Source organism: Candidatus Binataceae bacterium, from assembly GCA_035500095.1.
In the GTDB taxonomy this organism is placed as follows: domain Bacteria; phylum Desulfobacterota; class Binatia; order Binatales; family Binataceae; genus JAKAVN01.
Window position 1 is genome coordinate 1 of sequence record DATJXN010000112.1, and the last position, 20,917, is coordinate 20,917.

Annotated in this window: 25 protein-coding genes; 13 read left to right on the forward strand and 12 right to left on the reverse strand. The window is 60.8% G+C overall.

From position 1 onward, the window contains the following. Positions 1-183: 183 nt before the first annotated feature. The 3 genes from VMI09_11200 to VMI09_11210 form a co-directional block, all read right to left on the reverse strand. A complete protein-coding gene (locus tag VMI09_11200; GenBank protein ID HTQ25253.1) occupies positions 184-1,347 on the reverse strand; it encodes an LLM class flavin-dependent oxidoreductase in 1,164 nt (387 codons plus the stop codon). A gap of 80 nt (positions 1,348-1,427) precedes the next feature. Further along, entirely contained in the window at positions 1,428-2,882 is a 1,455-nt protein-coding gene (locus tag VMI09_11205; protein ID HTQ25254.1) for an amidohydrolase family protein, read from the reverse strand. 193 nt (positions 2,883-3,075) lie between these two features. Then, on the reverse strand, positions 3,076-3,396 hold the full coding sequence (locus VMI09_11210; GenBank protein ID HTQ25255.1) for a hypothetical protein: 321 nt from the start codon (positions 3,394-3,396) through the stop codon (positions 3,076-3,078). 417 nt (positions 3,397-3,813) lie between these two features. On the opposite strand from VMI09_11210, the gene VMI09_11215 reads away from it, so the two are divergent. Next, complete coding sequence (locus VMI09_11215; GenBank protein ID HTQ25256.1) at positions 3,814-4,584, forward strand: SDR family oxidoreductase; 771 nt, start codon at positions 3,814-3,816, stop codon at positions 4,582-4,584. A gap of 342 nt (positions 4,585-4,926) precedes the next feature. After that, a complete protein-coding gene (locus VMI09_11220) occupies positions 4,927-5,256 on the forward strand; it encodes a hypothetical protein (protein ID HTQ25257.1) in 330 nt (109 codons plus the stop codon). A 512-nt stretch (positions 5,257-5,768) separates the two neighbouring features. Here VMI09_11220 and VMI09_11225 read toward each other — a convergent pair. After that, on the reverse strand, positions 5,769-6,110 hold the full coding sequence (locus VMI09_11225) for a hypothetical protein (protein ID HTQ25258.1): 342 nt from the start codon (positions 6,108-6,110) through the stop codon (positions 5,769-5,771). 136 nt (positions 6,111-6,246) lie between these two features. Between VMI09_11225 and VMI09_11230 the strand changes: the two genes are divergently transcribed. Beyond that, a complete protein-coding gene (locus VMI09_11230) occupies positions 6,247-6,507 on the forward strand; it encodes a hypothetical protein (GenBank protein HTQ25259.1) in 261 nt (86 codons plus the stop codon). Positions 6,508-6,632: 125 nt separating this feature from the next. Here the strand turns inward: VMI09_11230 and VMI09_11235 are convergent, their stop codons facing one another. The 3 genes from VMI09_11235 to VMI09_11245 all read right to left on the reverse strand — a co-directional run bounded on the left by VMI09_11235 (position 6,633) and on the right by VMI09_11245 (position 9,331). After that, positions 6,633-7,046, reverse strand: a complete 414-nt coding sequence (locus VMI09_11235; protein ID HTQ25260.1) for a universal stress protein — start codon at positions 7,044-7,046, stop codon at positions 6,633-6,635. Between the two features lie 66 nt (positions 7,047-7,112). After that, positions 7,113-7,496 (reverse strand): cytochrome c, encoded by a 384-nt coding sequence (locus VMI09_11240; protein ID HTQ25261.1) that lies wholly within the window; start codon positions 7,494-7,496, stop codon positions 7,113-7,115. Between the two features lie 314 nt (positions 7,497-7,810). Further along, positions 7,811-9,331: a hypothetical protein gene (locus tag VMI09_11245; protein ID HTQ25262.1), complete on the reverse strand. Its 1,521-nt coding sequence runs from the start codon at positions 9,329-9,331 to the stop codon at positions 7,811-7,813. Between the two features lie 169 nt (positions 9,332-9,500). Between VMI09_11245 and VMI09_11250 the strand changes: the two genes are divergently transcribed. The 3 genes from VMI09_11250 to VMI09_11260 all read left to right on the forward strand — a co-directional run bounded on the left by VMI09_11250 (position 9,501) and on the right by VMI09_11260 (position 10,390). After that, complete coding sequence (locus tag VMI09_11250) at positions 9,501-9,734, forward strand: hypothetical protein (protein HTQ25263.1); 234 nt, start codon at positions 9,501-9,503, stop codon at positions 9,732-9,734. 74 nt (positions 9,735-9,808) lie between these two features. Further along, positions 9,809-10,228, forward strand: a complete 420-nt coding sequence (locus VMI09_11255) for a cytochrome c (protein HTQ25264.1) — start codon at positions 9,809-9,811, stop codon at positions 10,226-10,228. A gap of 9 nt (positions 10,229-10,237) precedes the next feature. Further along, positions 10,238-10,390, forward strand: a complete 153-nt coding sequence (locus VMI09_11260; protein HTQ25265.1) for a hypothetical protein — start codon at positions 10,238-10,240, stop codon at positions 10,388-10,390. Between the two features lie 147 nt (positions 10,391-10,537). Here VMI09_11260 and VMI09_11265 read toward each other — a convergent pair whose 3' ends face one another. The 3 genes from VMI09_11265 to VMI09_11275 all read right to left on the reverse strand — a co-directional run bounded on the left by VMI09_11265 (position 10,538) and on the right by VMI09_11275 (position 12,769). Then, positions 10,538-10,753: a hypothetical protein gene (locus VMI09_11265; GenBank protein HTQ25266.1), complete on the reverse strand. Its 216-nt coding sequence runs from the start codon at positions 10,751-10,753 to the stop codon at positions 10,538-10,540. After that, positions 10,750-10,932, reverse strand: a complete 183-nt coding sequence (locus tag VMI09_11270) for a hypothetical protein (protein HTQ25267.1) — start codon at positions 10,930-10,932, stop codon at positions 10,750-10,752. Before VMI09_11270 ends, VMI09_11265 begins: the two co-directional genes overlap by 4 nt. Before the next feature lie 799 nt (positions 10,933-11,731). Further along, a complete protein-coding gene (locus VMI09_11275) occupies positions 11,732-12,769 on the reverse strand; it encodes a methyltransferase (protein ID HTQ25268.1) in 1,038 nt (345 codons plus the stop codon). A gap of 411 nt (positions 12,770-13,180) precedes the next feature. Between VMI09_11275 and kaiC the strand changes: the two genes are divergently transcribed. From kaiC to VMI09_11310, 7 genes are all read left to right on the forward strand, one after another. Then, positions 13,181-14,950, forward strand: coding sequence for a circadian clock protein KaiC (kaiC, locus tag VMI09_11280; protein ID HTQ25269.1), 1,770 nt, complete (start codon positions 13,181-13,183; stop codon positions 14,948-14,950). Beyond that, complete coding sequence (locus tag VMI09_11285) at positions 14,947-15,312, forward strand: circadian clock KaiB family protein (GenBank protein HTQ25270.1); 366 nt, start codon at positions 14,947-14,949, stop codon at positions 15,310-15,312. Before kaiC ends, VMI09_11285 begins: the two co-directional genes overlap by 4 nt. 15 nt (positions 15,313-15,327) lie before the next feature. Continuing rightward, entirely contained in the window at positions 15,328-15,672 is a 345-nt protein-coding gene (locus VMI09_11290; protein HTQ25271.1) for a circadian clock KaiB family protein, read from the forward strand. Next, positions 15,669-16,868 carry a PAS domain-containing sensor histidine kinase gene (locus VMI09_11295; GenBank protein ID HTQ25272.1) on the forward strand — a complete coding sequence of 400 codons (1,200 nt, stop codon included), beginning with the start codon at positions 15,669-15,671 and terminating at the stop codon, positions 16,866-16,868. The genes VMI09_11290 and VMI09_11295 overlap by 4 nt, the downstream gene beginning before the upstream one ends. Positions 16,869-16,898: 30 nt before the next feature. Next, entirely contained in the window at positions 16,899-17,264 is a 366-nt protein-coding gene (locus tag VMI09_11300) for a response regulator (protein HTQ25273.1), read from the forward strand. Positions 17,265-17,439: 175 nt separating this feature from the next. Further along, on the forward strand, positions 17,440-17,793 hold the full coding sequence (locus VMI09_11305) for a hypothetical protein (GenBank protein ID HTQ25274.1): 354 nt from the start codon (positions 17,440-17,442) through the stop codon (positions 17,791-17,793). 480 nt (positions 17,794-18,273) lie between these two features. Further along, positions 18,274-18,441 (forward strand): hypothetical protein, encoded by a 168-nt coding sequence (locus VMI09_11310; GenBank protein HTQ25275.1) that lies wholly within the window; start codon positions 18,274-18,276, stop codon positions 18,439-18,441. Between the two features lie 889 nt (positions 18,442-19,330). On the opposite strand, the gene VMI09_11315 is transcribed toward VMI09_11310, so the two are convergent. Next, positions 19,331-20,149 carry a hypothetical protein gene (locus VMI09_11315; GenBank protein ID HTQ25276.1) on the reverse strand — a complete coding sequence of 273 codons (819 nt, stop codon included), beginning with the start codon at positions 20,147-20,149 and terminating at the stop codon, positions 19,331-19,333. 431 nt (positions 20,150-20,580) lie between these two features. Beyond that, positions 20,581-20,862 carry a hypothetical protein gene (locus tag VMI09_11320; protein HTQ25277.1) on the reverse strand — a complete coding sequence of 94 codons (282 nt, stop codon included), beginning with the start codon at positions 20,860-20,862 and terminating at the stop codon, positions 20,581-20,583. Between the last annotated feature and the right edge of the window lie 55 nt (positions 20,863-20,917).

Consider the following 20,917-nt stretch of genomic DNA (forward strand, 5'->3'; position numbering starts at 1 on the left):
GGTTGGCTGGGGCGTGCTCAGCAATAATCTCTGGGTCCTGATCACTGCGGCGAAACCCTGAACAGCCCCGGTTGTGCTTCGCGCGTTTCCGCGCGAAGCTACGCCCTCAACCGGGAAAATCACTTTTGCACCGGAAATTAGTTAGACATCCGCCGGAAAACTCGACGGCGCAGCGACGATCGCTCAGCCCGCGTTCGCGACCCGCGGCAGGACTTTGGTCGCAAAGAGCTCGATCGTCTTCATCAGCCGGTCGTGCGCCATCAAACCGTTGTACATCCAGGCAAAGATCCACGAGACCGGCAGCCGCTTCAGCAGCTGCTCGACCTGGCGCGTCACCGTGTCGACCGTGCCGACCAGCGCAAGGCCGTTGTCGAAGAGATCAGGCGTCTCGCCGGTCTTCGGATCTTCCAGCCCCTTGGCAAACCCGAACGGGAGGAACCATTCGCGTCCGCAGAAATATCCGCTCTCATGCCAGATCGCGTGCGCTTCCGCATCGGTGTCGGCGATGATGATATCGCGCAGCACGCCCATCCCCTCGCCGGGCGCGCGCCCCGAGACCTCCCCATAGATGTCGCACAACTGCCGCTCGAAAGCCGGGAAGAGCGGCGGAATCACCGCGGTCACACCTTCCTGCGCGCACCATCGGATGCTCCGCTCCGACGACGCGAAGGGCTGGAAAATCGGCGGATGCGGCTTCTGCACAGGCTTAGGCACCACGCTCACCGCCTTGACGATGCCGTCCTCGACGCCCCTGCCCCACTTCGTCGTGGCCTCGATCGCCCACGGCGTCTCGCCCGGCGGCACGCGCCAGTACTTGCCCTGGTAGCTCAGCATGTCGTCGGTCCATGCGGCCTTGATGATGCGGAAGCATTCCTCGAACGCGGCGCGATTGGCGGCGTCGATCTCGTCGTGCTGATGCGGCTGGGCGCCGTGGATGCCGTGGGTCTGCTGGGCCATGATATCGACCCAGCGGCGCTGGTAGCCGCGGGCGAAGCCGGCGTTGGCGCGCCCGCCGGTCATGTGGTCGAGCATCGCGATATCCTCGGCCACACGAATCGGGTTGTTGGCGGGCAGCACGATGCCGAGCTGGCCGACGCGCAGGCGCCTGGTCTGCATCCCGATATAGAGATCGAGCAGCACGGGATTGTTGGAGAGCTCGAAGCCTTCGGCGTGGAAGTGATGCTCGGTGAAACTAATCGAGTCGTAGCCGAGATCGTCGGCGAGGCGCGCCTGCTCGGAAACCTCACGCAGCATCTGATCGTAAAGCTCGCCGCGCAGACCGACCATCCCTTTTTCGACCTGGGCCTTGTTGCCCACCGACGGAAGATAGAAGAGCGATACTTTCATTAATCCTTCGGTCCTTCTTGACGGCGAGCGTAAACCTTACGCGCCGGCGCCGGCGCTGCCAACAAGCGCAAGCGGAATCTTCAAGCGCGAGCTCCCCCGAGGACCGCCGCCGCTTCCTTTTCGACCCGCGTACCCTTGAAGAAATCCGGATTCATCCCGCCCCAGAATTCGACCGGATTGGCGAACACGAAATCGCGGAAGTCCCGTTCCGTGATGAGGCCGTCGTCGGCAAGCTCGCGCGCCTCTGGCAGGACCTCGCGCATGTCGGGCACGTCGAAATGTCCGATGTCGGAGCCGAACAGCGTCTTGACCTTCGCGCCGTATGGATTGACCCGCGCGTTGAAGCCCCACGCGTTCATCGGATCGTCGGCCTCGCAGCCAAAATAAAAGTTGCGGCAGAAGAGATCGCGGATGTCCTCGGCGCGCTCGATTCCGCACGCGGCGAAATCGTCGTAGCGCCCCGCCCCCGGCATCGCCGGCATTCCGCCCTCGCCCTCGGGTGTCCAGTGCTCAAGCTGCTCGTTCCATCGCGGCGCCGCGTAGCGCCCGAACAGTTCGGCCAGGCGCCCGCGATCGAGATTGACCGGATCGACTTCGGCAAGCGCGCGGGCGTTGCGCTTTTTCCAATGCCCGATCAAGTCCGCGTACAGATTGCAGGCCCATCCGACGCCGCCTTCGAGGAACGCGACCTTCAGCGCAGGAAAGCGCCGCGTCACGCCGCCCAGGAACAGCGCCTTGCACACCGCCTCGGCCGAGACCGCGAAATGCCCGATATGGTTGTAGGTGAAATTCGACACCGACACGCGCATCCCGTAGCCCCGCCCGCTCGAATGAAAGGTCGGCGCGATCCCGAGCTCCACGCATTTCGCCCAGACCGGGTCGTAGTCATATTCGCTGTCGAGGCCGAACATGTCGAACCAGGTCGCGTAGCGCGCGAGCTCGGGCGAGCGGCGCGCCGCCGCCGGGATCGGCCGCTTGATCACGCTCGACATCACGACCACCTTCAGCTTGAGCGCTTTGACGCGCTCGAGCTCCTCGATCGCCTCGGCCGGCGTGTTCATCGGGACCACCGCTGCCGGCGTCAGCCGGTCGGCATACGGCGCGAACTGTTCGGCTGCGTACATGTTGAAAGCGCGACAGGCCGCGCGGCGCAGCTCGTCGTTGCTGATGAAAGGGACGGCGAGGCCGGTCGTGGGATAAAGGATGCAGAAGTCCAGCCCGAGCTCGTCGAGCCGCTCGTAGAGCAGCCGCGGCACCATCGCGGTCGCCCGATCGAGCGTGTTGCGCGTCGGGAACGTCCACCATCCCTGCTGCGGACGCCGCAGGTCGCGGCGTTGCTCGACGGTAAGTTCGAGGTCGCGCGCAACTCGCCCGTTGCGCGAGTTGAAGGCTTCAGCCGCACCGCGTCCCGCGACGCGCTCGAGGTACTCGCAAATGTCCGGCGCGAATTCGAGCCAATGACCGTCGGAATCGACGACGGGATGGCTCAGGCGCGCCCGGACCGCCGCCGGGTCCGGAGCATGATCGGTAGACATCGTAGGATCCTCCTCGTCCGGGCCGCGAGGCCCGAGCGGACGAGATCATATACCGATCTGGTTTGTTAATTTCACCGCCCGCCTGTCAAGGACAAGGCGTGCTCGACAGCAAAGGTGCCGGCGACGGCGCGGACCGCGAGACCGTCACGAGGCGCCGCGATCCGCAGTGATCGAGGACGGCCGCCGCGGTCTCTCAGCGGAGCGAGAGCTTGGGAAAGAGCTCCTTGAGAGCGACGGGACGCTTGTCGGGAACTTCCTCGGAAGCTGCCTGGACCTTGTGCGCCGCCGCACGCTCTTCCTCATTGTCGACGAAGAGGCCCTTCTTGACGAAGTAACGCCGCTGCTTCGTGCCTTCATCAGCCGCTTCGTCGTCAGAGTTGCTCGGCGCCTCAGCCACTGCGGCAGACGCTGCGGTCGCGCATTGCACTGTGGGCATAGCCTCAAGAACGGCTTCCGCCGTCTTCTCAATCTTTTGCCCGCCAATCGTGGAAACAATCTTCTTGAGCCAGGACATCTATCTCTCCCTAGTACGGTTGCCGCAAAAGTTGACTGGAAGTGTTGAGCCAGTAGGCTCTATGAGGAGGTCGACGACGGCGACCGCAAAGAAATCAAGAGCGCTATTTGCTTGTCTAAACATCTAGTACAGCTTTGTAACAGATATAATAAGGCGATTCCATAATAAATCTGCTGAATTCACTATTTAACTGCAAATTATTTCGCATTGGATAGATTAACTCATCTTCAATTAGCTTTGATGGGCAGTATTTCTCCGGATAATTACCTTCGTTGCATCCTTCTGCGGCCCAATCTCATCTGTGCCGGCCTTTGTAGTGCTGATTTTCACTAAAGAGGGTTCCTCCGGCAGACAACCCGTGCGTCCCTTGATTAAACGCGCCATTGGCGGGATGAAGAGGCGGGAGGCAAAGCATCGATGGCTGCAAATTTCAAAGGCAAAGTCGCGCTGGTCACCGGCGGCGGGTCAGGTATCGGCAGGGCGACCGCGATGGCGTTCGCGCGCGAGGGCGCGAAGGTCGCCGTCGCGGACTATGTGGCGCAAGGCGGCGAGCGCACCGCGCGCGAGATCGGCGCTGCGGGCGGCGAGGCGATTTTCATCCACGCCGATATCTCGAGCGCCAAACCGGTCGAAACGATGGTTAACAAGGTCGTGCAGACCTGGGGACGCCTTGATTGCGCGCACAACAATGCGGGTATCGAGGGCCGCATGGCCGTCACGGCCGAATGCACCGAGGAGAATTTTGACCGCGTCATCGCGATCAACCTAAAGGGCGTGTGGTTGTGCATGAAGTATGAAATCCCGGAGATGCTCAAGCACGGCGGCGGCGCGATCGTGAACACCGCCTCGGTAGCTGGCCTGGTCGGATTTCGCGGACTGGTCGCCTACAACGCGTCCAAAGGCGGCGTCGTAATGATGACCAAGACGGCGGCGCTCGAGTATGCGCAGAAAGGTATCCGCGTCAACGCCGTCTGCCCGGGTGTGATCCGGACGCCGATGGTCGCGAGGATGCTCGACGCGAGCACGCTCGAGACCTACACGGAGAAAGACCTCGAGAACGCCGAACCGGTGGGCCGGATGGGCAAGCCGGAGGAGATCGCCGAGGCTGTGTTATGGCTGTGCTCTGACGCGTCGTCATTCGTGACCGGGCTGCCGATGGCAGTTGACGGAGGATGGATCGCGCAGTAGCGGCGGCGAGCGGCTGGACTGCGGCTCGAACGCCGCTTTCCAGCCGCGTCGCGGCGTAGCCAGCCGATCGCTTGATTTCCTCGCCTTAGTTTTTCTCCTTCCCGCGTCTTTATTCTTTTCGCTGTCTCACTAACGAACGCCCGCTCTCGCGGATAGCCCAGCGGTGTCTGTCTCATAATTGCAATCGTTCGGACATTCGAGGAGGAGCAAGCGGCCGCGGCGCCGAATTCACCTTCAATTGTACGAGCAATTCGAGAGCACTGTCTTGTTGGTATCGTGCTTGCTCTATACCCAATGCGAAAGAACTTTCGCGAATGCGGTAAGCTTTCGGAGGATATGAAAATGGACCACACCACTTTGGAGATCGATAGCTCAAAAGCGACGATCGTATCTGTCATGTCGGGCACCGCGGCGTATGATGTGTCCGTGGTAGCCGATGAGCCGCGCATTTACACCGCGCTCACTGAGCGTCCCGCTGACTTTGACGGCTACTTCGCGCCAGCCAGCCTCCAGCACGTCGAGGCGGTCGTTACTTACAGGGCTCTCACGGGGCGCCCTGCCGACTTTGACGGCGTCTTCGTACCGCCGCGCCGCAAGTGCATCGAGGGTGTCGCGACCTATACGGCGCTGAAAAAGCGCCCGGATCCCCGGCTCGGCGACATCGCAGCGTAAACCGCACCCTGGAAAGTCCCCAGTCGGCCGCGCCTCATAGTTAGCTTGGACGCGAGAGGCTGGATGGTCGCCTTTGGAAACGATGCTAAAGGGCTGCCCTCGCGCCTCAGAATAGTATAGACTCGAGAAATCCGTCGAAACAGTAACCGGCGCGACGTATGGGACGCGAGGGACCCTCGAAATGAAAAGAAAGACGGCCTTCAACGAAGGTCATTTCTGGGAAAACGTCAGGATGTTCGTGTTCATGGCGGCAGGGCTCGTCGCCCTCTGGTACGTAATGACGAACGTCATCTCCTGGTAGCTTCCAATCTTCCTCTTCAATCGGGCCAGGCTTCGATTCCGGCCGTTCTCAGCGTTGGCCGCGTAAGGCCAGCCCTCTCGGCCCCCAATAAGCGGCGCCGTAACCTTCCGGCCCCACCCTCTGGATATAAGAATCTCTCTTGACAGTAGAATCTATCGACTGACGCAAGGCCGCGCCGGAGCGCCGACCTGCGTCCCGGAACCGGGGCGGGTCAGAAGCAATAAAAACGGTTGATGCCGACGTTGTTGCAGGTTGTCGTCTGGCCGCCGGCGGGCGCTATCGGCCGATGCTCGGGCCCGCTGAGCGGCGGCGGCCTTAGGCCCGGAGATCTTGTCGCCAGCGGCTCCAATATCTGTGCCTGGTTTATGTCCTCGAGGGCGGTCGCGGTATCGCCTTGACGCGCCGCCAACAGCGCATTCTGGCGGAGCTTCTGCGCTTGTTTGAAGTTCGCGGCATCCCTGTCCGCAGTCGCACAACCGGCCAGCAGGAGAAATAACATCAGGACCCAAGGCGGGTACCGCAAAAGATTGGAGCGCATATCGCGGTCATCCACCGCTATTGTCCCCTGCCATTCTCCCTAGCATCCTCGCTCGTCCCAGTCCAATTCCTCGAATCATTGTGCGCGCGCGCGCGCCGTACGGACCCAGATCACTTTTGCTTTTCCGCTCGCATTTGCTAACACGCCTTGCATGAGCCGATACCATCTCGCCACGCTCGCGCTGGTCGGATGGGCGCTGATCGTCACTGAGCCGGAGCCGCGCACGATCAAGACCGGCTTTCCAACGATCGAGGCCTGCGAAAAGGCCGCCGCCACCTGGCAAGCAAATTACAAGCGCCATCTCAAACAGGCCAACCAGGCGAAGTATCCAAATCGGCGCCGGCGTCTGGCGCAAGCCATCCCGCCGACCAGATGCCTCGACGAGACGAAGGGCCCCCTACCGCCTTCCTGAGGTCGACCGTAAAAAAGGCGGGCCGGCCGCGCAGGTCAAACCGATGGCCGTTCGGCCAGGTCGCCGGTTGCCGGTTTTCAGAGGCTTCCCGGCAGCGCCGACCGATAGCCAGCGGTCCCGCCCGTTTACATTGGCCGGATGGTGAGAACCGGGCAGATCGACCGGCGCACCACCTGCTCGGTAACGCTGCCGAGCAGCGTATGCTTCTTGCCGGTGCGTCCGTGCGTCGCCATCACGACCAGATCGATCGACAGCTCCTCCTCGGCCTTGAGCAGGCCTGAGACGGGCGCGCCGGAACGCACGATGATCTGATAAGGAACCTTCCCCTGCAGCCATTTGCGCGCGACGCTGCGCAGGCTGTCAGTCGTGAGCGCCTTGATCTCGGCGCTCTGACGGGCCGTCGGAACGTTGGGCGTGATGTAAAAGAGATAGACCCGGCCGCCGTGCTGCTTGGCCATACCGACAGCCAGCTCGAGCGCGGGAATCGAGATCCGATCGAAATCGATCGGACACAGAATCCTTCGGAAGCGAGTCTTCATCGCTTATTTCTCCATGAGGACCGTGTGCTCAAGTGGGCCTCGCTCACTCTCGCGGGTCGGTAGTGCCTATTTTTCCTGGATGCTCTTGATGTAAGCGACCATGTTCGAGATCCGCGCCTTGACCTTCGCTTCGCTCTCGGGGGTAAACTCCTTTCCTTGGTCCTGCAAGGTTGTTCCCCAAAAGGGCATGTCGATGCGTGAGTGTGCGGGAATGCCCGATCTTCCGTCGATTGCTTTATATACCTGCTCCGCCGGAAATACGCCTCCACTGTTCTTGCTGAGGAGCGTGAGGTCCGGCGGCTTGATTCCGGGAATGACGTACAGCGCCTCTCCATGACCCTTGCCGTCCTTGCCATGGCAGGAGGCGCAATTCTGCTCGAAATCCTGTTTGCCGCCGGTCTCCGCGCGCGCGCCTGCAGCACAACTCGCGAGCAGCAGCAGGGCGACCATCCAGATGCATAACTCTCTTACGGGGCGACTACCGAACAGCAACCGCATCTTCCCTCTCCACAAAGTTTTCACGAGCATCCGGCTTAACCCGGAGGATGAGAATAGCCCAAGAACAGATGCAACGGCGAGTCTGCCCGGCGAATCTCATCGAAAAGTCGCCGCCCCGGGCGATGGCGAATTCCGGTCACTGCCGCCCGCTGTCCTTCAGCCGCTCTGCCGCGCTGCTCCAGCCGCTCTGCCGCGCTGCTCCAGGCATGAGCCCGCGCCGCGACTGCGGCGCGTCTTCATACGCAACGCGCCGAAGGGACGCTACATCAGCGCACACGCACTTCGATTCGGTTTAAGCTTGCGATCACGCGCGGATAGCATGCCTTGATCGCCGCGATCTGCGGTGGGATGGCCCTTGTGTGCTGGTCGAAAATCAGTACCGGCGCCGTGCCGCATTTGGTCTGAATGGGGTTGCTATCCATTTGGACGGCCGCGATGCGGCGTTCCGAAGGCAGATAGAATTGCACCACCCAGAGGTCGTAGGGCGCGAAGACCGCTATCTGCTCGCCAGGCGAGGTATGTTTGACTGCGACGGCGGCCGCTTTCCGCCAGTCGCCGTTGGGCGAGACCTTGAGCTTGAGCAAACGGTCCGCGGTCCGCATCGACATAGCGATGATTAGTGCCGCGAGGATGATGCGTATGGCGGTGCTGCGTACACAGGCCGCCCCGAAGCCCGCGAACGCGAACAGTCCGGCAAAGGCGATAATCACGTAGCGCGGCATTTCGATTGGCCGGGTTATGTGGCTCTCAGCGAATGCCGCCAGCACCGGCCCCGCCGTCCAAATCGCCAGGAAGCCCGGCACCAGAAGCGCCGTACGCCATTGCCGCCAGACGCCGAAGGCGATCAGGGCCGCAACAATCCAGAACAGCGCCGACTCCCCAACCGCGTCGCGCAGGACCGTGTACGGCCATGAGTTAGGCTCGGGCTTAATGAGCTTCGCCCCGATCCACGCCATGCCGGCGCGCGAAGTCGCGTACGCGTCCGGAAGGAGCGGAATGAGCAGCGACATGCCCGCCAATACCGCAAAGCCGGGACGAAAGACTTTGAGCTGGAGGGCACGTGCCGCTCCCGTCCGTTTTGCCGCCAGCAGACACAGTAGCCACAGCGCTTCGGCGAGCAGTAGGAAACTCGCGCTGTAATTGATCGGCAGCATCAGCGCGGTAAAAATCGCGAGGCCGAGGTAGTCGTCGAATACGCCGCGACGCTGAGCCCGCATGAAGAAGATGATTTGCAGCAGTTCCACCGCAATCAATAGCGAAAACTCGCGTGCCGTGCGGCTCGAAATCAGGAGGGTGATGTTGAGCGCAAAGATCAGTGCGGCGAACGCGCCTGCTATCTCTCCTTTTTCGGCGCTCGCCTCTCCTTCCAGCGCGCGGGAGACCTCGCGCACGGCTAAAAACAGCAGCACGATCGCGATCGTTCCCAGCAACGCCGACATCGCGCGCATCGCTAACAGGCTGGCGCCAAAGGCGCGCACCCACTCGTACAGCACGAGGTCGTAGGCGGGATGCTTGCCGCCGAATTCGACTTGCCAGAAAGTCCTGACGACTTCGCAAACGTTCGGCGCGATGACGGCAGCCCATGTACTGCCCTCAGCATCATTCATGTCCCAGCGCTGCAACTTGTGGAAGCGATAGCGAGCGCCGAGCAGCACCGCGATCACCAGCAGAGTGATCGAGAATACGCGTTTGGAGCGCCATGCCCGTAGCGCCATGTCGCGCATCGCCCTAACCGACAACGTCGATGAAATGACCGCCATGTGCTTCGACGTTCCCCGCTCGTCCATCGCTACATTTGATCGGCGTTGCTTTCGCCGGATGCGGACCGAGCATAGCCAGATATGCCGGCGGATTCTAATCGAAGGTCTCCGCCTTAGGCGGCGGCAAGTTCGCTGTCATGGCAGATGCGATCCCATAATGTACAATCGTTCGGGATTGGGAGTATGATTCGCCATCATGTCCACGGCACAAGTCAGCGCGGAGCTGCTCTCCGCGATCGCGCTGCTGATAGTCTTTCTGCTCGCGCTCTCGACTTTTCAGAAACGAAGCTCGCGCCGGCGTCATGCCGCTTCGCTCTTCGTGAACCGGGCGGCGCCCATCGCCAGATGGCTGCTCGGATTCCTGGTCGTAGCCTATTTGCTGTTCATCGCGTTCCAGTTGCAGCATCAGGCCCCGCCGGCAATGAAGTGAGCGAGCCCGGGCCGCGGCGGATGCGGTTTTGCTTCACCACCCGCGTAGAGTAACCTGACGCCGGGAGAACCCTGATGATCTTGACGCTGCGATGGACCTTCGCGCTTATCCTTGTGCTGCTGATTTTCGCTTCGACCGCCCGCGCAGCCGATGATGCGGTTGGGCAGGGACGCGAACTTTACCTCGAATATTGTGGATCGTGTCACGGGCTGACCGGCGAAGGCGACGGTCCGGTGGCGCACTCATTGACGACTCCGCCAGCCAATCTGCGGCTGCTTTCGGACCGCTTCGGGAATCCGTTGCCCGAAGACCAGGTCGCCCGCTTTATCGACGGCCGCGCCGAGGTCAAGGCTCACGGTCCGCGCGACATGCCGGTATGGGGCAAACGCTTCTATTCGCAAACGCACGACGAAGCCGCCGTCCGTGCGATGATTCGGGATCTGGTCGCCTATCTCCAGTCGATCCAGACCGGCGCGCGGCACGCGCACCAGTAGCGCCGCGGCATGCGTCTTGTCGAAGACAAGGAAAGGATGCGCCGGCTCGCGCTCGGCGTCGCCGTCGGCACGACGTTGGCGAACCTTTCGCTCCGGTACGATGACTACGAGGATGACTGGTCAGTCGTGGACCGGGCGCCGATCTTCTTCTTCATTTTGTAACTGGCGCGCCTTCATGCGCAGCTGCTCGCCAAACTCGGGGTCGCGTGCGCTCCAATGATCGGCCAGCTCCAACAGCCAAGCCGACTTTGCGAGTTGCGTCTCATACATTCGGTCCCGGAAGCCCATAGCCACATCCCCGCCTCGTCTTCAAGGTTTATGCACTGCTCTGCCGAGCACCCGGCCCACAATCGAATCCAGAGCGTATAGCGCCGCGAGGATGATGGTCGTGCCCGCCGCGCTGAACAAGGCGGAAAACGCGACGGTCGGCGCCAACTGCGGACGCGCGTCGTAGAGCAGTTCTCCCCACACGATGGCGGCCGTCAAAGCCACCCAAACCAGGACGACCTGTCTCCTGACGGTCATCCAGGCCGCCTCAATACTCCGGCCACGATCAGCCCGGCAGTAACCATTGCGCTGGCAGTCAGCGTCAACGGAGCCCGTCCGTCGGCATTGCCGGGAACGATCTGGACCAGCACGACTATCGTGCCCAATCCGGTCGCCAACATAACGACCAAAGCAGTCAGAACTTTGATTCGCGTCATCGTGCCACCTCGTTCAGGGGCAGGACGGATCTGATGTCTGGCAGCTGGAGGTTTACCCGTCTGTAGAGAAGAGCATGTCAGCAAGCAGCATGCCGTCAGCTTTTCCGGCCTTTGCCGTTCTCAAACCGCCTCTGTCAGCGTCGCGCGCAAAGGCCGTTGCGGCTATGCAACTGAGCCGCGCTCGATAATCTACCCGCGGAAGTTGCCGGCTATTTTTTGGTTGTTTGTGATGATTCCGGTGGGAACGCCCGGAGCCCGCCCGGCCAGACCGTCACATCAGACCGCTACATGAAACTCTTGGGGCGACGGGCCAAGGGGGCACCGCCGATCTTTCTGGATATTCCCAGATCTTCCCCGCCATGACGCGGCCGTCGGCGGGCATGCGCTATTTCACCAACTGGCGCAGCTCGTCGAGCGAGATGCATCTGCCCTGCCGGACCAACTCCAGGTTGAACCTCGTAAGCTCCGGACTTCCAGGGCAATTCGAATCCCCCTCCTGAGCACGCCCCGGACATTTCTCAAAGATTCGTATCCGGTCATCGCGGAAGGTCTTGCATGCCTCGGCAGTGTCGAAAGCCTGAAGCAGCCGCCAATCGCCGATGGGCGCTGAGGGATTCAACGTCTGGCGCAAGCACGCGGCATTTGAGCCAGCGGCGCACGCTTGTGAGACCGGGCTCTCCTGGAAAGGAGGCACAAGCAGATACACGACCAGCGCGAGCGCGGCAGCGTGGCGGAGATTCATCGGGGTCAGTTTACACTCCTGCATGAGCGGTAACGAGCCGTGAGGAGTGGCGGCGGGTCAATCGCGCTCTCCTTCGACGATCGAGAGTGCCGAGGGATTGTGGACAATCCTCGTGAGCTTCAGCCCTGCACGTTTATACAGATCCCGGAACTCGTCCGCGGTGCGCTCCCGCCCCTTCAATTGGATCATCATGAAGAGGTCGATAATCTTGCCGGGATGCGGTTGGTTGCCCGGCGGCAGGACCGCGATGATGGTAAGTACGCGCCCGTCTTTCGTCATTGCCTCGCGGCACAGGCGCAGTAGCTTGACGCAATCCTCATCGTCCCAGTCCATGAGGATTCTCTTCGTGATGTATGCATCGCCGCCGGCCGGAACGGATTGAAGAAAATTGCCGCCGACCAGCTCGCAGCGGTCGAGAACTCCGGCTGCGGCCAGGTACTCAGCCTCCTTCACGATGAGCGGATGGTCATAGAGCACGCTCTTGGCGGCTGGATTGCGCTTGAGAATTTCTGCGAGAAGGCCGCCGCGCCCTCCTCCGACGTCGACGATCCGCTTAAACGACGAAAAATCGTAGCTGTCAACGATGGCAGCGACCTCTGCGGCGGCGAAACTCGCGACACCCCTCGACCACCATCGGTTCGCCGACGGAGAGCCGGCCAGATGCGAATAGAAATCGGTCCCGTACACGCGATCGAATTCCGGCTCACCCGTCATCGCGCAACGCTGCAAATCGCTCCACAGGTTCCACCACTTTCCTTCGCCCGTGATGTCCCCCGCCAGCCGCACGGCATCGCGCAGCGAACCGGGGACGCCGCTGCGCAGCCAGGCGGCGGGCGGCGTCAATTCGAAGCGCCCGGATGAATCCTCCGCGAAGATCCCGTTCCCGGCCAGCGCGCGCAGCAGACGGTAAAGCGGTTGCGGCCGCGCTCCCGTCGCCTGCGCCAGTTCCTCGACGCTTTCGGGGCCATCGCTCAGCAGATCGGCGATCCCCATCTCTGCGGCGACGTGCACGGCACGGGAGAGCATATAGCCTGTTGCGATTCCGAGAAGCAGGTCCTGTGAAGACTGATCGTTCGGCCTTTGCGTTTCGCCCATGTTCGATGTTCTCCTTTGGATTATTTCCACAGGCCCGCGCGACGCAGCCTATCGCATCTGTGCTTCTAAACAAAAATTGCGCAGATGTGCCGGTCTTTTCTGCCACCGAGAGTGCCTAAGCCCCGCGCACTTAAAAAAACCAATAGCGTGATTGCGGGGAAGGGAGAGCGCACTGAGAAGCTAACCGAACGGATCGAGCGCGTGGAAAACAGCGCCTCGAACCTCGGCGCTCCAATCGCCGACTGCGGTTGGACCTGCAAGGCTGCTGCTGATGGGCGCGACGGTCCTGATGGGCCCGGCTCCACGCCGAGAGCATCGAACCCGCCAGTCACTTGCGCTTTTGCGGGTTACATTGCATCTTGAGCACATTTCAACGGGTTCCCGACTGAGTTCTTTGGGAGTCAGAGCGTAATGAAGAAAGCTTCCAGGTCCAGGCGCGTCACCTCTGTCGCCGAGGGGCCGAACGGCATTTCGGTTCAGCCGTTCCATCGTCTGGAAAAAGCGCCTACGGGCATCGAGGGCTTCGATGAGGTCACTGCAGGCGGTCTTCCGCGCGGCCGCGCTTCGCTGGTATGCGGGGGCGCCGGATGCGGCAAGACTCTGTTCGCTACGGAATTCCTCGCTAATGGCGCCCGGAAATTCTCCGAACCAGGCGTGTTGATGGCTTTCGAGGAAACCAGCGAAGAATTGGTCACTAACGCCGCCTCACTCAAATTCGAGCTCGATGAACTCATCCGCCAACGGATGCTGGTGATCGATCACGTTCATGTCGATCCGCAGCAGATGTCCGAGACCGGCGAGTACGATCTGGAGGGACTCTTCATCCGGCTCCGCCACGCAATCGAATCGATCGGCGCGCGTCGCGTAGTTCTCGACACGATCGAGACCCTGTTCTCGGGATTCTCCAACGAAGGCCTGCTGCGCAGCGAGATTCGCCGCCTGTTCCAGTTTTTGAAATCGTTTGGCGTCACCGCGGTTATCACGGGCGAGCGCGGCGAAAAATCGCTCACCCGCTTCGGTCTCGAAGAGTACGTTGCGGATTGCGTGATTCTGTTCGACCATCGCATCACCGACCAGGTTTCGACGCGGCGTATGCGGGTCGTGAAATACCGCGGGAGCACGCACGGCTCCAACGAATATCCGTTTCTGATCGACGAACGAGGATTCTCGGTATTCCCGATTACGTCCCTGGGACTGGGGCACAAGATTTCCAACGAGATTGTGCCGACCGGCGTCGCCGATCTCGATGCCATGCTGGGGATGGGCGGGCTATTTCGCGGGACCACAGTGCTGATCTCGGGCACCGCGGGCACCGGGAAAACCAGCTTCGCCAGCGCGCTGGCGCGCGCGACGTGCGAAAGGGGGGAGCGCGTCCTGTATTTCGCCTTTGAGGAGTCTCCCGATCAGATTGCTCGCAACATGCGTTCAATCGGCATCGACCTGATTCCCCATATCGAGAGCGGACTGCTCTCGATTGTGGCACAACGCCCATTGATATACGGCCTCGAAAAGCACCTGGTGACAATTCACAAGGAAGTCCAGGCGTTCCAACCGGCCGTGGTTATCGTGGATCCGGTCAACTTTGCAGCCGGGGATAATGCGAGCGCCGTAAAGGTGATGCTCACCAGGCTGGTCGATTTCCTCAAAACCAGCGGCATCACAGCCTTCATGACCTACCTGACCGAAGGTGGAACCGCGCTTGAAGCCACCGAGGTCGGTATCTCCTCTATTCTTGACGTTTGGCTGCAGGTGCGGGATATCGAACTCTCCGGCGAGCGCAACCGCGGCCTCTTCGTCCTCAAGGCTCGGGGCATGAGCCATTCCAATCAGATCCGCGAATTCACCCTGGACTCAGATGGCATCCATCTGGCCAATGTTTATCTCGGACCTGCGGGGATGCTGACCGGGTCGGCGCGGGTCGCGCAGGAAGCGAGCGAACGCGACGCCGAGCTTCGCCGGAAGGACGAGAGCCGACACAAAGTAGCGCAACTCGAGCGCAAACGTCGGGTGATGGAGGCGCGCATCGCAGCGCTTCGCGCCGAATTCGAGGCAGAAGAAACTGAAGCCAGCGCCGGCTTAGCCTACGATGCCGAGGCCGCAGAACGCATAACCTCCGATCGCGCCGAAATGGGCCATAGCCGCGGGGCCAACGGGACGGCATCAAGGCAGAGAAAAAAGTGAAGAAAAAAAGTACTGCATCAAAGCACCCCGCGCGGGCGGCCTCAGCCAAGAAGCGTGTCTCCGGAACGCCCGCACGATCGGCCGGGGACGAATTCTGGCGCATGCGACTGTATGTTGCGGGGCAATCGCCGCGCTCGACTGCCGCGATCAGAAATCTCCGCGCGATCTGTGATGCCCATATGCCCGGACGTTATGAAGTCGAGATCGTCGATCTGATGCGCCATCCGGAACAAGCCAAGACCGACCAGATTGTCGCCATCCCTACCCTGGTAAAGAAGCTTCCGGTCCCGATCCGTCACATCATCGGTGACCTTTCCCAGACTGAGCGCGTGCTGATAAGTTTGGAGTTGAGACTGGCCTGAGCTCCTTGGACTTTTATGGGAAACCTGCGTCGCCTGCCCGCCCGCAAGAAGTCCCGGCTCGCTTCCAAGCGCAGGGCGCCTGAATTCGTTCTTCGCCTGTTCACGACCGGCACGACGCCGCGCTCGACTCGCGCCATCCGCAATCTGCGCGCCATCTGTGAAGGCCTGATCAAAGGGCGCTACCGGCTCGAGGTCGTCGACATCTACCAGCAGCCCGGGCGTGCGAGCGAGTCCGACATTATCGCGGCGCCTACGCTGGTCAAGGAGGAGCCGCCGCCGCTGTGCCGAATGGTCGGCGACTTGTCCGACCGCGACAAGGTCATCTCGAACCTCGCCATCAGCTCGAAACGTGCCAAATGAAAACCGGGCGCACCCCGATCAAATTCGAGCTCGATGAATTGCGCCGACGGCTGCAGGAGGCCGAGGAGACCCTCGACGCCATCCGCAGCGGTGAGGTTGACGCGCTCGTCGTCTCCGGACCGGAGGGCGAGCAGGTCTTCACCTTGCGCGGCGCGGAACATCCGTATCGCGTGCTGGTGGAGTCGATGAATGAAGGCGCGGCGTCTCTCGCTCCCGACGGCACTATCCTGTATTGCAATGGCGCATTCGCCCGCATGATCGATACGCCGCTCGACACCGTTATGGGTCATAAGATCGGCGAGTTCGTGGAGGCCGGGGAAACAGAAGCTCTCGCTGCCCTCATCGAGCGCGGGTGCTCGAGTGCGATCAGGTCGGAAATGTCGCTCCGGTACCGCACGGGCGTCATCCTGCCGACCCAGATTTCGCTCAACCCGGTCAAGATGGACGGCAGCCCGCTGATCGCCGTCGTGCTAACCGACTTGAGCGAGCGCCAGCGCCGGGAAGAAGCGCAGGAGGCAATCCGGCTGCGCGATGAGTTCCTTTCGATCGCGTCGCATGAGCTACGGACTCCCCTCAGCACGCTAATGCTTCAGCTCGCCTTGCTCGAGCGTCTGGACGCCAATGCCGATCCGAGCCGCTTCGCTCAGAGCGTTGCAAAGGCCCGCAATCAAGCTGACCGGATGACGGAACTGACCAACCGGTTGCTCGATGTCACTCGCATCGCGAGCGGCAAGCTCGAGTTGGACGTCGCCAACCACGACCTCGGCGAAATCGTCGCGGACCTGGTCGAGCAGATGTCGGAAGAGGCAGGCAAGGCGCGGTGCGAATTTCGTCTCAAGATAGAGAACAGCGTCATCGTCCGATGCGATCGCTTTCGCATCGAGCAGGCGATCCTCAACGTGCTTTCAAATGCGCTCAAATATGCGCCGGGGCATCCGGTTTCGCTGGTAGTTGAGCGTCAAGGCGCGGACGGCGTCATGATGGTCGAAGACCGCGGGGTGGGAATCGATCCCGATGCGCTGACGCGCATCTTCAATCGTTTCGAGCGGGCGGCATCGCAGAGCGGCGGCCTTGGCCTGGGACTGTACATCGCGCGCGAAATCGTCACTCAGCATGGCGGCTCGATCCGTGCGGAACGCCGCGAAGGGGGCGGCTCCCGCTTTTGCATTACGATGCCACTTTCAATCATGCCGTAGCCGGCGGGCTGCAACCGTCAGACACTCGTTTTGACTCGCTCGCCTCAAATCCTGCTGATAGAAGACGACTCCGACCTCGCCGACGCCATCGTCGAAGTCCTTCAGACCGAAGGCTATAGGGTAATTCACGCTCCCGATGGAAGGGCTGCGCTCCGGATGCTTTCGGACGGCAGGGTGCCCCAGATGATTCTGCTCGACCTGATGATGCCCAACATGGATGGCTGGGAATTTCGGAGCGAGCAGCTTCGCGACCCGCGGCTCGCGAAGATCCCGGTGGTGGTGCTGAGCGCGAGCGGCGACGGCGCCCGCCCGATCTCTGCCAAGCTGATGCTGCGCAAGCCAGTCACGCTCGAGACCCTGGTTGCGGCTGTGCGGAAGTTCGTCCAGCCCTCGTAACAAGTACAGGCTCGGCGCGCCGAAATCTTTGGGACGGCGAACGCCGAAAGCTTTGGGGAAGCCGAAAGAATGATGCCCGGGGGCATCCCCTTCGGCGCAGGAATCGCTACTTGCTGGACGCAGGCGCGGCACGAGTGTAACTCGTAAATTGTCGGAGCCTTCGGTCCCTCAACGCTTGCTGATCAATCCGGGCTGCCGGGCTGACGGCCTGAGCTCTCTGCCATGGCAGAACGCGGAGAGCGGCAAGCAGGAGATGCAACCCATGACGCGTGAAGAGGCGATTCAATATGTGTCGTTTCAAATGGACGACGCACACGACCGGCGCAATGCGAAGCCAGGCGACGTTGGCTCGAATGATCGCCTTGTTGGCTTTCGCGAGAGTGACGGGGTGGTCGTCTTCGTCGCGGTTCGCAGCCATCTCCCGGGAGTCAGACTAACCGACGAGGTGGCGAAAGGGCTGGCTCGTGACTACCTGACTGAGATAGGCTGGTTTGGCGAGGAATCGCTCGCGGCGGACTTTATTTTTTGAAGGAGCACCAGGTAGATACCGATGGCCATCGGCCGTTGAACATTACTCGGTTACCGCCGGTTCACAAATAGCCATCGCGATTCGTTACGAACTATAGAACGAGTCATCCTCCACCCGGAACCTGCTGCGTAAAAGCTTGGTCTCCATAGAGTAGTCCTGCGCTCCGTTTGCCGAGGGCGCTTTCGCCGAGCCGGTAGTTGAGCAGGGGGCACGTGCCCCCTGAACAAATGCTGGTGTGATGTCCCGCAGATAACTTGCATATTCGGAAATCCGTCAAGGTGTAATTCCGAGGGAGTCAGCGACCGAGGAATCCCTGATCTTTATTCGTTTTCCGTGGAAGCCGGGATTCCTCGGCGCTCGGAATGGCCGCCTCGACACCCTGCGATACAACCTATCTCCAGACTACCGCACTAGTACGAAGTTTTCAAAGCACACGCGTGCGGTTTGAAAAGAGATTTCAATTTAAGCGAGGAATCTGAAATGGGCAGACAGGCAGCGGTCGTGCTTTACGTGGTGGCGATGGCAGCCGTCATCGTCGCTGTAGACTTCGCGTTCTTCAGAAATCAATTCTGGGAACGGCTGACAGTGAATATTGGCATTGTCCTGGTGTTCGGAGCCTTCTACTTTAGGTTCCTCAGGCGTCCATGAACCAGGTGCGATAGACATTCAAACCCCCATGGCCGCTTTGAACAACGACGACGATCTTCTCCCCCGCATGGCCCATCACGAAACGGCACACGCCGAAGCGGGCTCTGAATTCCTCCTCTGTGGCGCGCACGGCAGCGAGAGTGCCGCGGTCTTTTCCACACTGCGTAGTTGAACAGGCGAACGCCCGAACTGCTGTTTCCTGATCACATCCAGGAAGGCGAGTGCCACCGGCAGATCGCGCGGAGAGTACGGAGTGACACGCAGCGCCCGAGGTGTAGAATCCACAATTCTAATCCAGCACGGGTGCCCTCCCCTGCTGCATAACAAAATTGTGCGTGCCCGACTTCCGTTTGGCCTTGCGGTCAACCCGGTCTAGATCGTTGTTGGTCCTCGGACGAACCGCCTTGTACCTGGCGGGCCTTCGTGCGCAACTGTTCGGCAAACTCAGGGTCGCGCTCGCACCAATGATCGGCCAACTCTAACAGCCACGCCGACCTCGCGAGTTGCGTCTCGTACGCTCGGTCTTGGAACCCCATCCCCTCATCCTCCTCCACGGTCATCCAACCATGCCGAAACTATTCCTATTGTGATTGTACACGCTCTAGAGTGGTTATTGAAGCCTCCGAGATCGACTGCCGTGCATAAGACTGTGCAGAAGCTGTTGGCCGGCTGAGGACAAAGGTCGGTGCGCGGGCGCGAAGAGCTTCGGGCGAAATCCAACTGCTCGGCTGCGCTGCATCCTGCCACCGGCGCGAGGCGCGGGCGGAAGATCCACAAATTGACCGCGAGCAGGCGGCGCGCTCGCCGCGCGAAAAATTGAGAAGGTTCTGTCTGCGTGCTGGATTAGCCGGCCGAGCCGGCAAGGTCGCGCCGCTTGGCGTGACCTGGTCTAAAAGAGCACCTTTTCGGGGAAGAATTCCTTCACCAGCGGAAAATAATCCGACAGGCGCTTCTTGGGCAGGTGATGAAAGATGAATGTGCGGTCATGGCGCACGAACGGCTCGCAATATTTCTCGAATAGCGCGCGATCGTGGGCATCCATGAACTGCTCACACTCCGTTTGGATCGAATGCCATTGGAGCGTCCACGCCATGTCCTCGGACACATAAGGATGGAAGCGGGCGTGGACCACGTATGCATGATCCCAGTTGAAGGTGCAATTCGCCAAACCGGAGCCCGGCTCGTTCTCGCCCATCGGGAACTTGCCGCCACCCTCGAGGTTCTCCCACTTCTCGTCCTTGAGGCTGGCAAGCTTACCCAGATCGTGTATGAGTACTGTCGCCAGAAATTCTCGATCGCTGATGCCAGCCTCTTCCATGCTTTCCAGCATCTGCAAAGTATGCGTGAGCTGGCTGCCAGTGAACATCAGGATATTTGTGGGGTCGATTATCTGGGCCTGTAGCTCAAGCAATCGTTCCACCGCGATTTCACCGAAGATCGGTTGCTCGTACTTGCTCTTGAGCGCGCTCACCTCTTGTGGCGTCTGCAGCCGTGAGCGTCGCTGAATGGCGAAGGCCTGCTCCCTGAATTCATCGATCGTTCTGATCTCGCCGACACCCCGGATATCATGAAAGCCACGCTCGCCGAGGCCCTTCGTGTCTCTGATAGTATAAATTCCGCGCTCGTTGAGCCTGCGCTTGACAAACTCCTTAATCGGGCGTGGAAACCTGGTGGCGACTTTTTCTAGGAGACACTGGCAGCCCTCCAACTCACACAAACCTCGGAAGCTCCTATTGGTACGCAACGTGATAAGGGAAGCAACTGGGCCGGAAGTCCTGAAACTGTTCAGCCAAAAGTCTTAATATCACCTTAACGCGGCCTCGCCGGTGTGGATTCCCTTTCATACTGGCGGGCCTCTTCTGCCTTCGCGACGGCGCAGGGCGAAGCAACCGAGCTGCAGCGAGGGGGACGGGGTTGGGCGGCTGAGCAGCCAGGTGGGCTGGTCTAGAAGCGCACTCTACAAGACGTCTACATCGATGGACGAAACCCGATGGCGGCGCAAAATGGTTGGCGCGATACAAAGAAGGGGAGGAAGAAGCGTATTCGTTGGGCCAGTTAGTTGGGGCCAGTCTCTCGGATACGCTTTGGTATCCGCTAAGCCGGGGGGAATCGGTTAGCGGCATAAGGCTTACGAAAACGTCACGCGATGAAGGGAGCGCCGGAAAGCGTCGCCTCAAGGGCAGCCAACGGAATGACACCTGCTCCGCAAGCGCAGCGCAGGTTATCGCGATCGACGTTGTGAGAGCCGTATTCGGACAGGCGAAACATGCCGAACTCGGACCCCCGAAAGATCGTCGGAAATCCCGCAAGGCACAATTCGGAACCCGGAATAGCCGTTCCTTTGGACTGGCAGCGCCAGCGCCAAGAAAGGACAAGATCAACGGGGAGAAAGTCCACTACCATCAGTGCTTTGGATGCCATGGGTTGCTACTCCTGCGCAGGGAATCCGGACGAAACAACATTCTGCCGGGGATTG